Source organism: Streptomyces sp. NPDC036815 (genome assembly GCF_055609205.1).
Genome location: NZ_JBVJPW010000001.1, coordinates 625,177 through 643,154 on the forward strand (window position 1 = coordinate 625,177; position 17,978 = coordinate 643,154).

General features: G+C 70.6%; 18 protein-coding genes and 1 tRNA gene. 11 read left to right on the forward strand and 8 right to left on the reverse strand.

Annotation, left to right across the window (positions count from 1 at the left end; genetic code table 11):
- The first annotated feature begins 43 nt into the window (after nucleotides 1-43).
- The 3 genes from ACZ69I_RS02760 to ACZ69I_RS02770 all read left to right on the forward strand — a co-directional run bounded on the left by ACZ69I_RS02760 (nucleotide 44) and on the right by ACZ69I_RS02770 (nucleotide 2,726).
- A complete protein-coding gene (locus ACZ69I_RS02760) occupies nucleotides 44-619 on the forward strand; it encodes a TerD family protein (RefSeq protein ID WP_467668762.1) in 576 nt (191 codons plus the stop codon).
- 64 nt (nucleotides 620-683) lie between these two features.
- Nucleotides 684-1,829, forward strand: a complete 1,146-nt coding sequence (locus tag ACZ69I_RS02765) for a DUF475 domain-containing protein (RefSeq protein ID WP_467668760.1) — start codon at nucleotides 684-686, stop codon at nucleotides 1,827-1,829.
- A 159-nt stretch (nucleotides 1,830-1,988) separates the two neighbouring features.
- A complete protein-coding gene (locus tag ACZ69I_RS02770; RefSeq protein ID WP_470830225.1) occupies nucleotides 1,989-2,726 on the forward strand; it encodes a TerD family protein in 738 nt (245 codons plus the stop codon).
- Between the two features lie 30 nt (nucleotides 2,727-2,756).
- Here the strand turns inward: ACZ69I_RS02770 and ACZ69I_RS02775 are convergent, their stop codons facing one another.
- The gene (locus ACZ69I_RS02775) at nucleotides 2,757-3,593 is read right to left on the reverse strand and encodes a TerD family protein (RefSeq protein ID WP_470830226.1); all 837 of its coding nucleotides are present in this window, start codon (nucleotides 3,591-3,593) and stop codon (nucleotides 2,757-2,759) included.
- A 246-nt stretch (nucleotides 3,594-3,839) separates the two neighbouring features.
- On the opposite strand from ACZ69I_RS02775, the gene ACZ69I_RS02780 reads away from it, so the two are divergent.
- The 4 genes from ACZ69I_RS02780 to ACZ69I_RS02795 are packed head-to-tail and all read left to right on the forward strand — an operon-like array spanning nucleotide 3,840 to nucleotide 8,595.
- Nucleotides 3,840-5,027 carry an HpcH/HpaI aldolase/citrate lyase family protein gene (locus ACZ69I_RS02780; RefSeq protein WP_470830227.1) on the forward strand — a complete coding sequence of 396 codons (1,188 nt, stop codon included), beginning with the start codon at nucleotides 3,840-3,842 and terminating at the stop codon, nucleotides 5,025-5,027.
- Between the two features lie 27 nt (nucleotides 5,028-5,054).
- On the forward strand, nucleotides 5,055-7,568 hold the full coding sequence (locus ACZ69I_RS02785) for a phosphoribosyltransferase (protein WP_470830228.1): 2,514 nt from the start codon (nucleotides 5,055-5,057) through the stop codon (nucleotides 7,566-7,568).
- Nucleotides 7,565-8,425, forward strand: coding sequence for an HAD family hydrolase (locus tag ACZ69I_RS02790; RefSeq protein WP_470830229.1), 861 nt, complete (start codon nucleotides 7,565-7,567; stop codon nucleotides 8,423-8,425). Before ACZ69I_RS02785 ends, ACZ69I_RS02790 begins: the two co-directional genes overlap by 4 nt.
- Complete coding sequence (locus ACZ69I_RS02795) at nucleotides 8,374-8,595, forward strand: FmdB family zinc ribbon protein (RefSeq protein WP_467668748.1); 222 nt, start codon at nucleotides 8,374-8,376, stop codon at nucleotides 8,593-8,595. Before ACZ69I_RS02790 ends, ACZ69I_RS02795 begins: the two co-directional genes overlap by 52 nt.
- A gap of 211 nt (nucleotides 8,596-8,806) precedes the next feature.
- On the opposite strand, the gene ACZ69I_RS02800 is transcribed toward ACZ69I_RS02795, so the two are convergent.
- From ACZ69I_RS02800 to ACZ69I_RS02810, 3 genes are all read right to left on the reverse strand, one after another.
- A complete protein-coding gene (locus ACZ69I_RS02800; RefSeq protein WP_470830231.1) occupies nucleotides 8,807-9,799 on the reverse strand; it encodes a sugar kinase in 993 nt (330 codons plus the stop codon).
- On the reverse strand, nucleotides 9,796-10,446 hold the full coding sequence (locus ACZ69I_RS02805; protein WP_470830233.1) for a bifunctional 4-hydroxy-2-oxoglutarate aldolase/2-dehydro-3-deoxy-phosphogluconate aldolase: 651 nt from the start codon (nucleotides 10,444-10,446) through the stop codon (nucleotides 9,796-9,798). The genes ACZ69I_RS02800 and ACZ69I_RS02805 overlap by 4 nt, the downstream gene beginning before the upstream one ends.
- 197 nt (nucleotides 10,447-10,643) lie before the next feature.
- Nucleotides 10,644-12,146: a hypothetical protein gene (locus tag ACZ69I_RS02810; protein WP_470830234.1), complete on the reverse strand. Its 1,503-nt coding sequence runs from the start codon at nucleotides 12,144-12,146 to the stop codon at nucleotides 10,644-10,646.
- Nucleotides 12,147-12,445: 299 nt separating this feature from the next.
- Here ACZ69I_RS02810 and ACZ69I_RS02815 point away from each other — a divergent pair.
- Nucleotides 12,446-12,517, forward strand: a tRNA-Val gene (locus ACZ69I_RS02815).
- Between the two features lie 97 nt (nucleotides 12,518-12,614).
- Here ACZ69I_RS02815 and ACZ69I_RS02820 read toward each other — a convergent pair.
- A complete protein-coding gene (locus tag ACZ69I_RS02820; protein WP_470830236.1) occupies nucleotides 12,615-13,436 on the reverse strand; it encodes a hypothetical protein in 822 nt (273 codons plus the stop codon).
- A 130-nt stretch (nucleotides 13,437-13,566) separates the two neighbouring features.
- Here ACZ69I_RS02820 and ACZ69I_RS02825 point away from each other — a divergent pair, with 130 nt between their 5' ends.
- A complete protein-coding gene (locus tag ACZ69I_RS02825) occupies nucleotides 13,567-13,821 on the forward strand; it encodes a hypothetical protein (protein ID WP_470830237.1) in 255 nt (84 codons plus the stop codon).
- 803 nt (nucleotides 13,822-14,624) lie between these two features.
- Here the strand turns inward: ACZ69I_RS02825 and ACZ69I_RS02830 are convergent.
- Entirely contained in the window at nucleotides 14,625-15,050 is a 426-nt protein-coding gene (locus ACZ69I_RS02830) for a hypothetical protein (protein WP_467668736.1), read from the reverse strand.
- Between the two features lie 607 nt (nucleotides 15,051-15,657).
- On the opposite strand from ACZ69I_RS02830, the gene ACZ69I_RS02835 reads away from it, so the two are divergent.
- Both ACZ69I_RS02835 and ACZ69I_RS02840 read left to right on the forward strand, forming a co-directional pair.
- Nucleotides 15,658-15,918 (forward strand): hypothetical protein, encoded by a 261-nt coding sequence (locus ACZ69I_RS02835; protein ID WP_470830238.1) that lies wholly within the window; start codon nucleotides 15,658-15,660, stop codon nucleotides 15,916-15,918.
- A gap of 525 nt (nucleotides 15,919-16,443) precedes the next feature.
- Nucleotides 16,444-16,917: a hypothetical protein gene (locus tag ACZ69I_RS02840; RefSeq protein WP_470830240.1), complete on the forward strand. Its 474-nt coding sequence runs from the start codon at nucleotides 16,444-16,446 to the stop codon at nucleotides 16,915-16,917.
- Between the two features lie 60 nt (nucleotides 16,918-16,977).
- On the opposite strand, the gene ACZ69I_RS02845 is transcribed toward ACZ69I_RS02840, so the two are convergent.
- Complete coding sequence (locus ACZ69I_RS02845) at nucleotides 16,978-17,295, reverse strand: hypothetical protein (RefSeq protein ID WP_470830241.1); 318 nt, start codon at nucleotides 17,293-17,295, stop codon at nucleotides 16,978-16,980.
- Between the two features lie 117 nt (nucleotides 17,296-17,412).
- A complete protein-coding gene (locus tag ACZ69I_RS02850; RefSeq protein ID WP_470830243.1) occupies nucleotides 17,413-17,772 on the reverse strand; it encodes a hypothetical protein in 360 nt (119 codons plus the stop codon).
- Nucleotides 17,773-17,978 lie beyond the last annotated feature (206 nt).

Consider the following 17,978-nt stretch of genomic DNA (forward strand, 5'->3'; position numbering starts at 1 on the left):
ACGTGCTCACGACCCGCTTCTCACCTCGGGGAGGACCATCACCATGGGCGTCACGCTCGCCAAGGGAGGCAATGTCTCCCTCTCCAAGGCCGCACCCAATCTCACCCAGGTCCTCGTCGGACTGGGCTGGGACGCGCGCTCCACCACCGGCGCCCCCTTCGACCTCGACGCCAGCGCACTGCTGTGCAGCGCGGGCAAGGTCCTCGGCGACGAGTGGTTCGTCTTCTACAACAACCTCAAGAGCCCCGACGAGTCCGTGGAGCACACCGGGGACAATCTCACCGGCGAGGGAGACGGCGACGACGAATCGCTCCTGATCGACCTCTCCAAGGTGCCGGCCGGCTGCGACAAGATCGTCTTTCCGGTCTCGATCCACGAGGCCGACAACCGGGGCCAGACGTTCGGGCAGGTCAGCAACGCGTTCATCCGCGTCGTGAACCAGGCGGACGGTCAGGAGCTCGCGCGCTACGACCTCAGCGAGGACGCCTCCACGGAGACCGCGATGATCTTCGGTGAGGTGTATCGGTACGGCGGTGAGTGGAAGTTCCGTGCAGTCGGGCAGGGGTACGCGTCAGGTCTGCGCGGCATCGCTCTAGACTTCGGGGTCAACGTTTCGTAAAGCCGGGGACCGGCGCGGGGGAGACCGCTAAACGGGAGCCCGTACACACACGATTGGGTAGCCAGTGCTTCTGAAAACCTTCGGCTGGTCGTTCGCGGTCACCGCGCTCGGCTTGGTCGCCGCGGTGATCTACGGGGGGTGGACCGGGTTCGGCGTCGTGGCGATCCTGTCCATTCTCGAGATCTCGCTGTCCTTCGACAACGCGGTGGTCAACGCCGGAATCCTGAAGAAGATGAGTGCCTTCTGGCAGAAGATCTTCCTCACGGTCGGTGTGCTCATCGCGGTCTTCGGCATGCGGCTCGTCTTCCCCGTCGTGATCGTGGCCATCAGCGCCAAGATCGGCCCGATCGAGGCCGTCCGCCTCGCCCTCAACGAGAAGGACCACTACCAGCAGCTGGTCACCGACGCCCACCCGTCGATCGCCGCCTTCGGTGGCATGTTCCTGCTCATGATCTTCCTCGACTTCATCTTCGAGGACCGGGACATCAAGTGGCTGAGCTGGCTGGAGCGCCCGCTCGCCAAGCTCGGCAAGGTCGACATGCTGTCGGTCTGCATCGCCCTCGTCGTGCTCCTGATCTCGGCGATGACGGTTGCCACCCACGCGCACCAGCACGGCGGCGCACACGTGGACAAGGCGCAGACGGTCCTCATCTCCGGCATCGCGGGCCTGATCACGTACCTCGTGGTCGGCGGCCTCTCCGGCTACTTCGAGAACAAGCTGGAGGAGGACGAGGAGCGCGAGCACGAGGAGGAGGAAGAGGCCAAGCGGACCGGCAAGAAGGTGCCCGCCGTCGTGATGGCGGGCAAGGCCGCGTTCTTCATGTTCCTCTACCTCGAGGTCCTCGACGCGTCCTTCTCCTTCGACGGCGTCATCGGCGCCTTCGCGATCACGAACGACATCGTCCTGATGGCGCTCGGCCTCGGTATCGGCGCGATGTACGTCCGGTCCCTCACCGTCTACCTGGTCCGCCAGGGCACCCTCGACGACTACGTCTACCTGGAGCACGGCGCGCACTACGCGATCGGTGCCCTCGCCGTGATCCTCCTGGTCACCATCCAGTACGAGATCCACGAGGTCATCACCGGATCCGTCGGCGTCATCCTGATCGCCTGGTCCTTCATCTCGTCCGTGATCCGCAACAAGCGGATGGCGGCGGCCGAGGGGCAGGGCAGCTCGGGAGAGAAGGCTGAGGTCTCCTCGGGGGTCTGACACTGACTGATTCCCTCGCCGACCCCGTCCGATTCCGGTTCCCGGAGTGTGACGGCGGCCGGGGCGAGGAACGCTCTGTGCGGGGCGGCCGTCGAGGAGAGGTCCTCATGGCCGCCCCGTCGGTATTCGTAGGCGGCACAAGGGCACTTGGGGGCGGGAATGTCCTTCTGGGACGGTCTGTGGCGTGGGCGTTCGATGGACTTCGAATCGGGCAGCGCCGCCACCAACTCCATCGAACTGACCAAACGGCACCCGACGGTCTCGCTCTCCAAGCAGGGCGCGGCCACCGGCAACCTGCGCGTGAACCTGTCCTGGCAGATGCGCACGTCCGACCTCATCGGCGGGCCGCGCGGCGGAGGCCTGCTGCGGAACCCCTTCCAGATGTTCCGGCCCGAGCCGGTCCAGGCGCACACGCAGAGCATGGTCAACGTCGACCTCGACCTGGGCTGCCTGTACGAGCTGGCCGACGGCGACAAGGGCGTGGTGCAGCCGCTGGGCAACTTCTTCGGGAGCCTCAACTCCCCGCCGTACGTGAAGGGCAGCGGCGACGACCGCTTCGGTTCGGGGTCGGGCGAGACGCTCTACGTCAACCTCGACCACCGCGAGGCGATCAAACGGTTGCTGATCTTCGTGTACATCTACGACCAGACCCCCGCCTTCGACCGCACCCACGCGAAGGTCACGCTCTACCCCAGCAACGGCCCCCGGATCGAGATCGACCTGGACGAGCGGCAGCCGCAGGCCCGCTCGTGCGCGGTGGTCTCCATCGAGAACGTCAAGGACGAGCTCGTCGTGCGCCGCGAGGTGAAGTTCGTCTACGGATTCCAGGCCGAGCTCGACCGACTGTACGGCTGGGGGCTCCAGTGGGGCCGGGGTTACAAGTCCAAGGTGGGCTGAGCCGTGCGCCCGCCGAGCCCGCCCGCGCCCCTACCGGGGCAGGAACTGCGGCCCCTGCGGGGGCAGCCGGAAGTTCGGGTCCGGCATCGGGGTCACCGGCTGCGGATAGCCGTACGAAGGCTGCGCGACGGGCGCGGGCTGGGCGATCGGAGTGGGCTGGGTGGGCGCCGCCGGAGGATAGCCGTACGAGGGCTGGGGCGCCGGATGCCGGGGCGGCACGGGCGGATAGCCGTACGCGGGACCGGCCACGGCGGGCGGGGCCGTGGGCTGCTGGGGCGGCAGCGGGAGCGAGGCCGAGGGCGAGGGCTCCGAGGAGGCGGAGTCCGAGTCGTCCACGGAGATGCCGAAGTCCGAGGCGAGCCCCTCCAGACCGTTGGAGTACCCCTCGCCGAGCGCGCGGAACTTCCACCCCTCGCCGCGGCGGTAGAGCTCCCCGCAGATCAGCGCCGTCTCCTCGCCGGTCTGCGGAGTGATGTCGAAGTGGGCGAGCGGCTCGCCATCGGCGACGGTGGCGTCGTACAGCAGGATCCGCAGGGCGGGCACGCGCTCGAAGGCCACGCCCTCCGCCGACGCCGCGAGCAGCACCCGGTGCACCGCGGGATCCATGCCCGCCAGGTCCGTCTGGATCGTGTCGGTCAGCCCCTCGGCGACCCGCTTCTTGCCGAGCCGCCAGACCTGGCCCGCGGGGTGGCGCGGCTGGTTGTAGAAGACGAAGTCCTCGTCGGAGCGCACCCGGCCGTCGCCGCCGAGCAGCAGCGCCGACGCGTCGACGTCGGGGACGCCCTGGCCGGGGGTCCAGCGGAGCACGGCGCGGACCGCCGTGGCTTCGAGAGGGACGTTCGACCCCTTCAACATCGCGTGCGTCATGCGGTCATCCTGCCTTCCCCCGCAGCCCTCGGACAACGTGGGGGGCCCGGGGCCCCGGCCGCGTCATCAGGCTCCTGACCTGCGAGTGGTGCGAGCGTGCGACGGTTGTGTGGTGAGCATGTGTGACATGGCCGGGTTACCTGAAGTTCATGCCCTGCGGGAACCCCCGGCACCCGTCTCTACGTACTATTACCGGCCACATCCATACGGCCGACGTCTATGAAACAGGCGATGGCAAGGAGTCACATGCGTCATTTCGGGCACATCGCCCCTGAGGTGCGGCAGCGCCTCTTCCACCGGGAGCCGAGTGCCTTCACTGCCGCCTCCCCGCCGCAGCTGCTCGCGGTGGCCCTCGGAGCCACCCTCTACAGCCCCGCCACCCGCCCCCGCCTCGCCGACGACATCCTGAAACAGGCCGGGCGCGGCGTGGTCTCCATGGTGCTCTGCCTTGAGGACTCGATAGACGACGCCGAAGTCGTCGAGGCCGAGGAGAACCTGGTCCGGCAGTTCGCCGACCTGGCGGCGCGGGACGCGGAGCCGCCGCTGCTCTTCATCCGGGTGCGCACCGCCGAGCAGATACTCGACCTGGTCCGCAGGCTCGGCGCGAGCGTCCGGCTGCTCTCCGGGTTCGTGCTGCCCAAGTTCACCGAGGAGCGGGGCGTTCCGTTCCTGGAGGCGCTGGTGGCCGCGGAGGCGGAACCGACCGAGGACGACCCGGCCGGCGCCGGCCGACGGCTCTTCGCCATGCCCGTCCTGGAGTCGCCCGAGCTGCTGCACCTGGAGAGCCGGGCCGAGACCCTCGCCGGGGTCTCCCGCGCCGTCGACAAGTACCGCGACCGGATCCTCGCGCTGCGCCTCGGCGTCACCGACTTCTGCTCGGCGTACGGGCTGCGCAGGCCGCCGGACATGACCGCCTACGACGTGCAGATCGTCGCCTCCGTCATCGCCGACGTGGTGAACGTCCTGGGCAGGGCCGACGGCACCGGATTCACCGTGACCGGGCCGGTGTGGGAGTACTTCCGCGTCCAGGAGCGGATGTTCAAGCCGCAGCTGCGCCGCAGCCCCTTCCTGGAGAGCCGCGCCGACGAGCTGCGCCAGGCCCTCATCGAGCACGACATGGACGGCCTGCTCCGCGAGATCGAGCTCGACCGCGCCAACGGCCTGCTCGGCAAGACCTGCATCCACCCCTCCCACGTCCTGCCCGTGCACGCCCTCTCGGTGGTCAGCCACGAGGAGTTCAGCGACGCCGAGGACATCCTGCGCCCCGAGCGGGGCGGCGGCGGGGTCCTGCGCTCCTCGTACACGAACAAGATGAACGAGGTGAAGCCGCACCGCGCCTGGGCCGAGCGGACCCTGCGCCGCGCCGAGGTCTTCGGCGTCGCCAAGGAGGACATCGGCTTCGTGGAGCTGCTCACCGCCGGGATCCCCGGCTGATGAACGTCGAGAAGGAACGCAAGGAGCATGACGTACGTGACTGAAGACGCGACGCCGCAGACGACGGGCGCGCCCGTGTGGCCGGGGAGCTGGGTCGCCGAGCGGCTCGGGGTCGGGCTCGACGGCGACCCGGCGCTGCGCGCCATGCTCGGCCTCGCACTGCGCCGCAACCCCAAGCGGGCGCACCTCCTGGTGTCGAATGTCCTGGGCAAGCACGTACCGCAGCGCCCCTCGGTCGTGTACGCGGCCGGGCACGGCCTCGGCGTCCGGGTGCGGGACCTGCTCGGCGACGACGAGGCAGGGCGCGCCGTCGTCCTCGGCTACGCGGAGACCGCGACGGGCCTCGGCCACGCGGTCGCCGACGGCGTCGCCCTCGCGCCCTACCTGCACTCCACGCGGCGCCCCGTCCCGGGCGTCGAGCGCGCGGGCGGCTTCGAGGAGTCCCACTCGCACGCCACGTCGCACCTGCTGCTCCCCGAGGATCCGCGGCTGCTCGCCGGCGACGGCCCGCTGGTCCTCGTCGACGACGAGTTCTCCACCGGAAACACCGTCCTGAACACCGTGCGCGCCCTGCACGAGCGCTTCCCGCGCGAGCGGTACGTGATCGTGGCGCTGGTCGACATGCGCTCGCCCGAGGACCGCGGGCGCCTCACCGACTTCGCCCGCGAGATCGGCGCCCGCGTCGACCTCGTCGCGGCGGCGTCCGGGACGGTGCGGCTGCCCGACGGCGTCCTGGCGAAGGGGCAGGCGCTGGTCGCCGAGTACGAGGCGCGGCCGGCGCCCGTCGTGCCGCGGCCCCGCGCCGAGCCCGGCCCCCTCACCCGCGTCGACCTCGGCTGGCCCGCGGGCGTGCCCGACGGCGGGCGGCACGGCTTCACGCCCGCGCACCGGACCGCCCTGGACGCGGCGCTGCCGGACATGGCGGCACGGATCGCGAAGGCGCTGCCGGACGGCGTGCGCCGGGTGCTCGTGCTCGGCTTCGAGGAGCTGATGTACGCGCCGCTCGCGCTCGGCGCCGAGCTGGAGCGCCGGACCGGCGCCGAGGTGCGCTTCTCCACCACGACCCGCTCGCCCGTGCTCGCCGTGGACGACCCCGGCTACGCGATCCGCACCCGCCTCGCCTTCCCCGCGCACGACGAGCCCGCCGACGGCCCCGGGACGCGGTACGCGTACAACGTCGCGGGCGGCGGCTTCGACGCGGTCGTCGCGGTCGTCGACTCGGTCGCGGACACCCCGCAGCTGCACGCACCGGGCGGTCTGCTGGCGCGGCTCTCCGACCACACCGGGCACGTCCTGCTGGCCGTCGTCCCGTCCTACGTACCGCCGACCGGCGCGACCTCCGACCCGCCGACCGGCGCGCACGCCCCCGAAAGGCCCTCCATGCTCCCCGAGCCCCTACGCGGCCCCGCCTTCTCCTCGTACGCGCCCGAAGACGTCGGCTGGCTGCTCCAGGACCTCTCGGACGTTACGCTCGAAGCGCCCACCGAGGAGCGGGAGGAGGCGATACAGAGCGGTGGCGCGCACTACGCCGAGTCGCTGCCCGTCGAGTACCAGCCCAGCGAGCGCTACCAGGAGCTGTTCCACGCCGCGCTCGGCACGTCCGCCGCCCGCATCGCGCAGGCCGTCGGCGCGGTCACCGAGACCGTACTCGCCGAGCGGTCGCCGCGGCCCGTCCTGGTGTCCCTGGCCCGCGCGGGCACCCCCGTCGGCGTCCTCATGCGCCGCTGGGCGGCCCACCGGCACGGCCTCGACCTGCCGCACTACGCGGTGTCGATCGTGCGCGGCCGCGGCATCGACGCCAACGCGCTGCGCTGGCTCGCCGCCCACCACGACCCCGCCGACGTCGTCTTCGTCGACGGCTGGACTGGGAAGGGTGCCATCACCCGCGAACTGGCGGACGCGGTGCGGGAGTTCGAGGAGGGCGGCGGTCCCACCGGTTTCAGTCCGGAGATCGCCGTGCTCGCCGACCCCGGCTCGTGCGTGCGCACCTACGGCACCCGCGAGGACTTCCTCATCCCCTCCGCCTGCCTCAACTCCACGGTCTCCGGCCTCATTTCGCGCACCGTGCTCCGCGCCGACCTGGTCGGACCCGACGACTTCCACGGCGGCAAGTTCTACCGCGAGCTCGCCGGGGCCGACCTCTCCCGCGCCTTCGTCGACACGGTCGTGGCCCGCTTCGGCGAGGTCGACGACGCGGTGGACGCGCAGGTCAAGGAGGTGCTCGGGGCGGACAGGGAGCCGACCTGGGAGGGCTGGGCCGCCGTCGAGCGGATCAGCGAGGAGTACGACATCCACGACGTGAACCTCGTCAAGCCGGGCGTCGGCGAGACGACCCGCGTACTGCTGCGCCGCGTCCCCTGGAAGATCCTGGCCCGCGCGGGCGCGGGGGCCGACCTCGACCACGTGCGACTGCTCGCCGAGCAGCGGGGCGTGCCCGTCGAGGAGGTCGGTGAACTCCCGTACACCTGTGTGGGGTTGATCCACCCCAAGTACACGCGCGGGGCGACGGGAGCGGACGGCAGAGCGGTGGCCTCGAAGTGACGCGCCTCATCGCGAGCGACCTCGACCGCACCCTCATCTACTCCGCTGCCGCGCTCGGCCTGACCGTGCCGGACGCGGAGGCGCCGCGCCTGCTCTGCGTCGAGGTGTACGAGGGCAAGCCGCTCTCGTACGTCACCGAGACGGCCGCCGGGCTCCTCGCCGAGCTGGGCCGCGCCGCCCTGTTCGTACCGACCACGACGCGCACCCGCGAGCAGTACGGGCGCATCCATCTCCCGGGCCCCGCGCCGCGGTTCGCGATCTGCGCCAACGGCGGGCACCTGCTCGTCGACGGCGTCTCCGATCCCGGTTGGCGGACGACGGTCGCCCGCGCCCTCGCCGCCGAGTGCGCCTCGCTCGACGAGGTCCGCGCCCATCTGGTGCGTACCGCCGACCCCGCCTGGCTGCTCAAGGAGCGGGTCGCCGAGGACCTCTTCGCGTACCTCGTCGTCGACCGGGCGCTGCTGCCGCAGGAGTGGGTCGAGGAGCTCGCCGACTGGGCCGGGGCGCGCGGCTGGACCGTCTCGCTGCAGGGCCGCAAGCTGTACGCCGTGCCGAAGCCGCTCACCAAGAGCGCGGCGGTGCGGGAGGTCGCGCGGCGGACCGGCGCCGAGGAGGTCCTCGCCGCGGGCGACTCGCTCCTCGACGCGGATCTGCTGCTCGCCGCGGACCGGTCCTGGCGGCCGGGGCACGGGGAGCTGGCCGATACGGAGTTCACGGCGCGGGGGCTCACGGTGCTGGCGGAGCGGGGGGTCGCGGCGGGGGAGGAGATCGCCCGGGCGTTCCTCGGGGCGGTTAGCCTGAGCGCATGCCTCGATACGAATACCGGTGCCGGTCCTGTGGTGACTCCTTTGAGCTGAGCCGGCCCATGGCGGAGTCCGGTGCGCCCGCGGTGTGCCCTGCCGGGCACGAGGACACGGTGAAGCTGTTGTCCGCCGTTGCTGTGGGGGGTTCTGCGGTTGGCCCTCGCGGGGGGCGGGGCGGGGGCGGTGGTGGTGGTGGTTGCTGTGGTGGGGGTTGTTGCGGCTGAGGTGGTCGTCGGCGGGGGTGTCGCGCAGTTCCCCGCGCCCCTGGGAGGGGGTGTCTCCGTCGGTGGTCGAGTGGGGGTGCGTCGTGGCTTGTCGCGCAGTTCCCCGCGCCCCTAGGGGGTCTCCGGAGGTCTCGGGTGCGGGTTCGTCGTGGCTTGTCGCGCCGTTCCTCGCGTCCCTGACGGGGCCCTTGGGGGCACCGCTCAGGGTTGGCTAGCGCACCACCGTGCCCGGTTCCGCTCCCAGTAGGGGCAGTTCCGGCCTTGTGGGGGCGCCCTCCCAGTCGCCGGGGGAGGCCACCGCGAACGCGCCCGTGGTGACCGCGCGGTCCAGGCGGGATGCCACGTCCTCGTCGTCGAGCAGTGCCGACAGGTAACCGGCGACGAACGCGTCGCCCGCGCCCACCGCGTCCACGGCCCGCACCTCGCGTGCGGGGGAGTGCAGTGGGCCGTCGGCGGTGTGGGCCGTGGCGCCGTCCGCGCCGAGTTTGACCACGACCTCCCGGACGCCCCGCGCGAGGAGGAACTCCTCCGGGGCTTCGGCGGGCGCCGACTCCGGCAGGCACAGGGGCAGTTCGTCGTCGGAGGCGATGAGGACGTCCACGTACGGTAGCCACGCGCGCAGCTCGGCGGCCGCCTCCCGCCGACTCCACAGCCTGGCGCGGAAGTTGACGTCCAGGCAGACCTGGGTGCCGTGCTCGCGGGCGAGACGCAGGGCGCGCCGGCAGGTCTCGGCCGCCGACGGGCCGAGGGCCGGGGTGATGCCGGTCAGGTGCAGGAGGCGCGGCGCCGCGGAGGCGAACGCGGCCTCGACCGCGGGCGGGGCGAGCCGCGAACCCGCCGAGCCCGCGCGGTAGTAGTGCACCCGGGTCACCTCGGGCAGGCGCGGCTCGAAGAGGACCAGTGCCGTAGGGGCGTGCGGGTCACGCGTGGCGGGGGAGACGTCGACGCCCTCCGCGCGCAGCGTCCGCAGGACCAGCTCACCGGCCTCGTCGGCCCCGACCGCGCCCGCCCAGCGGACGGCGTGGCCGAGGCGGGCCAGGCCGATGGCCACGTTGCTCTCGGCGCCCGCGACGGAGACGTTCATGGTGCCGCCGAGCTTGAGGGGACCGCTGCCGCGCAGGGCGACCATGGTCTCGCCGAGGGTCAGAACGCCGTCGGGCGCCGTCGCGTCGGGCGCGGTCGTGGCGTCGCCGGGCTCCTTCATCGCCGTACCGTCCCGGCCGTCTCCGTCTCCGTCACCTTCACGAACTCCGCGGCCCGAGCCCGCAGCGCGGCGAGGTCGCCGCCGTCCGCCGCGTCGCCGATCAGCGGGGAGCCGACGCCCACCGCGACCGCGCCGAGCGCCAGATACGCCTCGGCGGCCGCCGCGTCCACGCCGCCCACCGGCACGAAGGGGGTGTCGGGGAAGGGGGCGCGCAGCGCCTTGAGGTATGCGGGGCCGCCCATCGCCGACGCGGGGAAGATCTTCAACGCGGTCACTCCCGCCGCCTCGGCGGCGATGACCTCGGTCGGTGTGAGGACGCCGCCGAGGACCGGGAGGCCGAGCCGTACCGCCTCGTCGGCGCCCGCGCCGAGCCCCGGCGTGACGATCAGGTCGGCGCCCGCGTCGGCGGCCCGCCGCGCGTCGTCGGCCGTGCGGACCGTGCCCGCGCCGAGCCAGGCGTCCGCACCCAGCTCGGCCCGCGCCCGGCGCAGCACACCGAGGGCGTCCGCGCTGCTGAGGGAGACTTCGACCAGCGGGATGCCGGACTCCACGAGCGTCATGACCGTACGGAAAGAGGCGTCCGGATCGCTGCCGCGCACGATGGCGACGAGGCGCCGTGCCCGGAGATCCGTGGGGAAGTCGCGCATCTCCCCAGATTCGCACAGCGGTGCGGGACGACCGGAACCGGGGCTTCAGGGCCTGCGCGCCGCGGGTTCCTCCCGATCCCGGATCCCGGTGGCGTGCCTTCCAGTACGGGTTGTCGTGCCGCCTCCTTGGCGTCCGCCAGGGAGGGGGCGACCGCCAACCGGGAGACCGGGGGCGCCGGGGCGCAGAGCGGGCACCCTCAGGCGCCCTGCCCCCGCTCCTCCCGTATCCGCGCGACCACGCGCGCCACCGTCGTACGGACCGCCTCGGTCTCGGTCAGGAAGTGCCAGTAGTCCGGGTGGCGGCCTTCGAGGGAGGCCACCGCGGAGTCCAGTCGGGCCACGGACTCGTCCAGCGGGCGGGCATGGCGCGGCTCCGGGGTCTGGCGGCCCGCCATCGCGAGCCGCTGCGCGTCCCGGATCGCGAACCGCGTGCGCTCGATCTCCTGCTGCGGATCCTTCGCCACCGCGTTCAGCCGCCGCAGCCGGTCGCCCGCCGCCGAGACCGCCTCGTCCGTGGAGTTCAGCAACGCCCGGACGGTGGAGAGCAGCGACGTGGCGTCCGGCCAGCGCTGCTCGTCGCGCGCCTGCTGCGCCTCCTTCAGCTTGGTCTCGGCCTGTCGTACGTTCTCCGCGGCCTGGTCAGGAACGCTCTGCAGGTCCTGCCAGCAGGCGGCCGAGAACCGGCGCCGCAGTTCGCTGAGGACCGGCTCGACCTGGCCGCTGCGGGTGGTCAGCGCCTGCGCGCGGGTGCGCAGCGACACCAGGCGCCGGTCGATCTCGGCGGCGCGCTCGGGCAGCCGCTCGGCCTCGGCGCGCACGGCCTCGGCATCGCGCAGCACACGGTCCGCGCGCTGCAGGGTCTCCGGTACGCCGTGCCGGCCCGCGCCCTGGTTGAGTTTGGTCAGCTCGGGGCCGAGGGCGGCGAGGCGGGCGGCGAGGTCGTCGGCCTTGAGCCCCGCCGCCCGCACGGCATCGAGGGCGTTGCTCGCGGCGAGCAGCGTCTGGCGGGCCCGCTCCACCGCCGGGGCGAGCCGGGCCAGCTGCGTCTCCGCCTTGTCGAGCAGCGGGCCGAGGCCCTGCCGGAAACGCTCCAGGTCCTGCTTGGCCTTGCCCAGCTCGTCCTTGGCCCGGGTGAGCTCGGTCCTGGCGCGGGCCGCGACCGACGAGTCCAGGTCGTCGCGGTCGAGGTCGTGGGCGTCCACGGCGCTGATGTACTGGTGGCTGACCTCGTCGATGCGCCGCCCCATCGCCTCGAAGTCCGATACGGCCCGCTGCCCCGCGGGCGAGGAGTCCACGGCGACGATGGTCTCGATGGAGATGCGCAGATCGCGCTGGGCGGTGTCGAGTTCGTAGAAGGCGGCGGCAGCGTCGTCCTTCGCGGCCTGTGCCTCGGCGCGCAGGCTCTCGCCCCGGCCGCCGAACCACCGGCGCGTACCGCCGCCGGCGAAGGCGGCCGGGGCGGTGGCGGCGAGCAGCGGCAGGGCGAGGGCGACGGCGCCGGTGATGATGAGGAGATCACGCAGGGGGCCGCCGCGGCGTACGCTCCCGCGGGATCGACGGGCGGGTCGGCGCGGAGCGCGAGCCGTGCCCGCCGCGCTGCCTGCCACCGTGCGCTCGGCCGCCGCGCTGTCCGGTGGGTACGGCTGTGTATACGGCTGCGTTCTGTCCGGCGTGTACGGCTGCGAAGGTGTCGCCGTCACTATCCCTCTCCCGTACTGTCATCCGCCCTGCCCGGTGTCACATTCTCCCACCGGTTGAGAACGAATACACGGGCCGGTTAGTTCGCGCTGCGCACGGAGACGCTGCCGTCGTAGCCGTCCTTGCTCCGCGCCTCGCCACGGTCGGGCACGGCGGCCAGCCGGAGCTTCACGGCATGGTCAGCGTCCTGCCCGGCAGCGCGAACGACCGGTGATCGGGATCGGAGTCGTTCCTGGAATCAACCCCCGGGAACGGGTTTGCGGGGCACTGCCTGCGACAAGGTAGGCTGTCCACTCGTCCCGGGCGCGTAGCTCAGGGGTAGAGCGCCTCCCTTACAAGGAGGATGTCGGCGGTTCGAAACCGTCCGCGCCCACCGGGCCTGACCAGCAGCGGAGCCCCGTACCATGATCGGTACGGGGCTCTTCTGTGATCGTTTAGGAGAAATTTAGGGGATCAACTCTTTGGTGATCTCAACTCGCGGCCTGGAGCGCCACCCGTTGCCCGCGCTCCCAGCGAGCCTCCAGACAGACCAGGCGGTGCCTGCGCATCTCCGGCGTCACGCGCTCGTAGGTGCCTTCAATGCCCTTCGGTACCCACCCCATCGTCAAGAACCGCAGAGCCCGGTCCACCCGGTCCTCCTTCATCCACACGTCCGCAGTGTGCCGCGCACCCCGCATCGTGAACCCGGGCGGAATCGGCAGCCACTCATCCCGGCCTACGTACCCGCGCTTGCGGGGGATTGCCTTGCGCCCATCGGCCGCGGGCCGCAGATGCCGGGACGTGAAGTTCCCGCGCAGCCACAGTGGCCCCTTCGGGGTGGAGAACGGGTAGGCGTGCGGCCACGTCTCCATGTGCGCGGAGAGGCGGGATACCAGGAACTCCGGGACATCGATCTCCCGCGCCGAGAACTTGTTCTTCGGCGGCCCCAGGTAGGTCACTAGGCGACTCTTCGGCGGCTTACGCCGGTTCGCTTTCCAGCCCCTGGCCACGCATTCCCGCAGCCGAGCGTCCTCTTCCGAGTGCCAGGCCTTCAGGCCCTCCTCGTCGAGCTCGACGGGATCCTCGTGCCACGCCCCGACCTTCGGGTCGACGCGGATCACATGCCGCACGAACTCCTTGCCGTCGATCCTGTCGACCCTCTTCAGCAGACAGTTGTCGCGGTGGACTCCAGCCAGCTCGCCCCACCACGGTCCGAGGTAGCAGTCGGTGACCACCATCAGACCGTGCACGCCGCCCGTGCGCTGGTCGAGTTGATACACCTCGTGCGGCTGCGAGGCCGTCGCCGACGCCATCGCCCACGACCACGCCCCGCACCTCGACGCCGACCGGCGCCCCCTCGCGCAGGAGTTGAGCCCCGGGGACGGGCTCCGCGCAGCCCGTACCGCCGCAGCGCGCCTGCACTCCTACCGGTGAAGGGGGCCCATGTCGAAGCGTGACCCGGCCAAGTGGCCCCGCATCCACGACGCCAGCCCCGTCGCCGACATCGCCCCTGCCGCGCCCTACGAGGTGCAGGTCAGCGTCGACGGCGGACAGAGCTGGGAGGACCCGCACCCGACCACGGGGGAGATCTTGCGCCTGGCCATGACCGAGGTGCTGTACCACGAGCGCTCGGTCGAGGTCGACGTCGTCACGGTGCAGCAGCCCACGCTGCTCGCCCGCTACACCCCCACCCACTGAGCCCCGGGGCGACCCCCGCCTGGCAGCTGACGGCCGCCCCGGTCCCCATCCCGATCACACGAGACAGGAGCATCACCATGGCATGAGACACCGGGCCCGAGACACAGGCCCTGCGCGCCCTCACCGACCAGTTCCCCGACAAGGTCGCCGACTGGACGCCCGAGCAGCGCGGTCAGTTCGCGAGTGAACACCGGGCCCCGCCGCAGCAGGGGTGCGGTGGGGCCCGGTGTCAGTCTTCTCTTCCGTCACAGCAAGCCGGAATAACGGTTCCGAGAACAACTTCTAAATATCCTCAGAACCTCGGTCGCCGATCCGCGGAACAGGTCGATACGGCCCCAGCTGTGGCCGCTGCGTTTTCCAAAGATGCCGATGCCAGAGCTTGACGCACCACACAGCGCACGCCAGGGGCACAAAGGACAAAAGTGTAGGCACCGCAGGAGGCAGCCACAGCCAAAAAGACATCGGCCACACCGTAGCGACGACAATGGGAGCAGCAAGGCATTGTCCGAGCAGCAGGACCCCCCATACATCGTCCACCCGAGACCACCAAGGGCGTCCCTGCAGGTACGGCTCGAACCGCATCATCACGGAAAGGATCAGTATCACGAATGGTGCGATCAGCCACGGTGACGCGGGCAGACCTCGATTGCCGAATAGTTCACCGATAAAGGTTGCAGGGATGTATCCCGGAAGCAGGAACATGCCCAAATAGACAGTAGCTGACCCTACGGCCCCAAGGTCGTCGGCCGATTCGGGCTGGTCAGCTGAACCATGTTCCACTGCGGCCTCATCCTCTCGCTTGGCTACAAGCATGCCTCAGCTAGCGCGGGAAGCCCCGTAGAGTTGACTATGAGGTTGGCGATGTCCTCGTCGATGTGGCCAGGGTACTTCTTGTGCTTCAAGTAGGCCCAAACTGCCTTTGCTACCTTCGCGCTATTCTTGACAATTTTGTACACCTTCGCGACGCCGATCCCATTTTCGGCAGCGAACTTTCCAACTGCTGCCACGCACTGGAACCAGCCTCGCGGGGTGGGTTGAGCGCTAGAGCTCTGCTTCAGGAAATCCTCCACCTCCTGGGCCGCCTTCTGATCACCCGCTTCAAGTCGCTGGATCAGCGGCTCGGGGATCGAAGCAATGAGGTCCAGTGCCTTCTGAATCGCAGCCTCACCCGCCTCGTCGCTAACCTTGGAGAAGTCAATACGGGACGCGGCGGTTCCGGCACCGTGCACCGTGGCCGTAGGTGCTGACGCCCTCGACCCTTGCGCGCCGTCCGCCGCAAAAGCCGGGCCGGAAATTACAGTGCCCAACATTGCTGCGGCTACGAGAGCAGCAGTACCTGCTCCGGCACGGCGGTGGCGAGTCCAGCGTGAGGACATAACGCTCCTTTGAGTCTCGATTCGGGCGGGGGGGCGTGCATCTGAATGGGAATGATCCAGTTCGCTTGCCCCAGCCGGACTTTACTCGAATCGCCATCCTTAATTAATTAGAAAATTCCTATACGGCGATAGGGGGCCCCTTTCGCTCGACTCTGGATACTGGCTAATTGATCGCTTCGTGGCGAATTGCATGCACCCAGCGCAGGGAAGCTGCACTACCTGGCAACCTCGGACTGGACCTTCGCCTGCAGATGCTGCGTTGCAGCACGCCATGCCGGACGCCGGTTGCCAACCGGGAGATCATGCTCCACGCTGGGCCACAGATCCGGTATGCCCGGAAACAACAGGCCCGCCCCGTGCGGGCCTTACTCGTTTCCCGAATCCGCAGAACCCCGCCCCTTGACCATCTACCACTGGCAGTGTGGGTCCCTCTCTCACCATCCGTACCAGGGGGGTACACGTGGGGTTCATCAACAAGGCCAAGGCCGACGCCGCAACCACGCAGGCACGCGACGCGTACGCGCGGGGGCAGAACACCATCGTCTTCAAGGTCATCGAGGCCCAGCTGAGTCACCGCTCCACCGGCATCATGACCGGCGTCGGCGAGCAGATCGAGGCCATCGAGGCGGAAGGCTGGAGCCTCTACAACATGGCCGCCGCCGAGGGGAAGGCAATCTCGGGTGAGCGCACCGCGCTGATCTGCCTCTTCCGCCGCCGCTGACACCACGACAGAACCCGGCCCGGCCGCGCCCGCGCGTGGCCGGGCCGTCGCACGTCACCAGGGACGTACCCATGGCCGTGCGGAGAGACATGCGCAGGGTCACCGACGACGAGCGCGCCAAGATCATCCACCCGCACGGTGAGGGCAAGGGCCGCAACGAGATCGCCCGCCTCATCGGCCGCGCCCAGCGCACCGTGTCGATCATCTGCTCCGAAGAAGGGCTCGTCTTCGACGTCACCATGACCAAGGACGCCACCCGCCACCGCATCGCCCAACTCGCCGACCGCCACGCGATGCTCGCCGAGGCGCCGCACCTACCGCCTGAAGGAGAAGACGATGTGGCCCACCCTCATCGCCGTACTCGGCACACTCGGAGGCACTGCTCTAGCCAGCCTCACTTGGGGCCGCCCCCGTGCGCTTCGGCGCACGGGGGCGGTCTGCGTGTGAAGCCTGCTTCGGACCCCCTGACCGTGATCGGTCAGGGGGTCTGCTCGTGTGCGGGCCCCGAGCGATACCGTCGGCGCCGTGATCACTCAGATTGTGGCTCTGGTGGGCGTGTTGATCGGTGCTCTGACGTCCTATTTCTCCGTCAGCATGGCCGAACGCGCCAAACATAGACGGGCGATAGCCACGCGCTGGGACGAACGCAAACTCAACGCCTACATCGAATACGCGGCTTGTGTGAAAGAGGTCGCGGATGCTTCGAAGTTCGCGCGCCGGGCCGAGCGAGGGTCAGCGGAGTACCTGCAGTTCATCGAGGCCATGGAGGAAGGGGAGCGCAAACGCTCGGCGCTTTTCGAAGCGCTCGTGCTGCTGGCGGCCTCTCCCGTCGTCGCTGCCGCGCACGAGGTCAACGTGGCGACCTGGAAGATGGAGAAGCAGGCGCGGGAGCATGAGCCCCCGCCCGTGCGTGGCGACCTTCATGAGCGCCTGAACACCTACCACGAGCGCGCCCGGGAGGACCTGGGCATCAACGAGGAGGCCTGGCGCATTACTTGAGTGCGCCGGGGGCGCGGCACGACGGCAGTTTCGTGGACCTGGCCGGGTACCGGGCGGGGCTCAGCGGCCCGAGCCCGGGTGGGTCCTGCGGTAGCGGCGGTCCCAGCGTTCCTGGCGTTCCTTGCGGAGGCGGTAGTCGCGGTAGGTCTTGGGGTAGCCGCCACCGCCACCGCCCGCGCCGCCACCGGAGCCGCCCGCTCCACCACCGCCCCCCGCGCCGCCGCCCGCGCTCCCCGCGGAACCGCTCTTCTTGCCGGAGCCGCCCTCGTAGAAGCGGACCAGGTAGAAGGCGAGCGCGGCCGCGGCCAGCCACAGCAGCGGTTGGTCGAAGCCCAGGCCGACGAGGGCCAGGATCGCGACGACAATCAGGACGTTCATGGCTGCACCTCCGTGACCGTAGGCAGCTCGAAGAGGGCTCGAGAGCGACTCGGAGACGACTCGAAGACGGCTCTCGTGCGTGGCTGGTAGCGAGTCAACGCCCGGCCCCTGCGCCTGTCAATGGCTTGCGGGGAGGGAGCCGTCCGGTGTCTCGTGCACGTGTTTCAGCCGGGCCCTCCCGGTGACCGCGTCCGGGCCCGCGATCTGCTCCCAGTAGCTGTGGCAGCTCACGAAGACCGCCAATTCCCGCTCCCGCGTGCGGAGTTCCTCGACCTCGGCCTGTTCGTGCGGGGTCCAGCCGGCGGAGGCGGGGCGTTCCACTTTGCGCCAGCCGCCGGTGTCGCTGAAGCCGTCGAGGGGCTCCACGGACCAGGGCAGGCGTTTGAGCAGCGCCAGGAGCGTGGAGCGGACCTGGTGCAGTTCCTCCTGGCCGGCGAGGAGGTCGCTCGGGAAGTCATGGGGTGGGGTGGGAGGCACGGCGTAATGGTACTCCTGTTCGAATTCGATGTGCGAGTGAACAGGCCCCCGTGGCGGGGCGCAGTCATGTCTGAGGGCGAGGGCGAGGGCGAGGGGGAGTGAGGGGCGAGGGAGTGAGGGGGGAGGGGGAGCGAAAGGGGTGAGGGGGAGTGAAGGGGGCGACGGTCGCGGACGGCGGATTGCCACCGGCCGACGGCCCCCCGGTG

Bases quoted from the DNA above. Each gene is read 5' to 3' on its own strand.
- ACZ69I_RS02775 (WP_470830226.1), bottom strand. From the start codon at position 3,593: ATGACGCACGCGATGTTGAAGGGGTCGAACGTCCCTCTCGAAGCCACG.
- ACZ69I_RS02805 (WP_470830233.1), bottom strand. From the start codon at position 10,446: ATGCGCGACTTCCCCACGGATCTCCGGGCACGGCGCCTCGTCGCCATC.
- ACZ69I_RS02800 (WP_470830231.1), bottom strand. From the start codon at position 9,799: ATGAAGGAGCCCGGCGACGCCACGACCGCGCCCGACGCGACGGCGCCC.
- ACZ69I_RS02785 (WP_470830228.1), top strand. From the start codon at position 5,055: ATGACGTACGTGACTGAAGACGCGACGCCGCAGACGACGGGCGCGCCC.
- ACZ69I_RS02795 (WP_467668748.1), top strand. From the start codon at position 8,374: ATGCCTCGATACGAATACCGGTGCCGGTCCTGTGGTGACTCCTTTGAG.
- ACZ69I_RS02825 (WP_470830237.1), top strand. From the start codon at position 13,567: ATGTCGAAGCGTGACCCGGCCAAGTGGCCCCGCATCCACGACGCCAGC.
- ACZ69I_RS02780 (WP_470830227.1), top strand. From the start codon at position 3,840: ATGCGTCATTTCGGGCACATCGCCCCTGAGGTGCGGCAGCGCCTCTTC.
- ACZ69I_RS02760 (WP_467668762.1), top strand. From the start codon at position 44: ATGGGCGTCACGCTCGCCAAGGGAGGCAATGTCTCCCTCTCCAAGGCC.
- ACZ69I_RS02770 (WP_470830225.1), top strand. From the start codon at position 1,989: ATGTCCTTCTGGGACGGTCTGTGGCGTGGGCGTTCGATGGACTTCGAA.
- ACZ69I_RS02820 (WP_470830236.1), bottom strand. From the start codon at position 13,436: ATGGCGTCGGCGACGGCCTCGCAGCCGCACGAGGTGTATCAACTCGAC.
- ACZ69I_RS02845 (WP_470830241.1), bottom strand. From the start codon at position 17,295: ATGAACGTCCTGATTGTCGTCGCGATCCTGGCCCTCGTCGGCCTGGGC.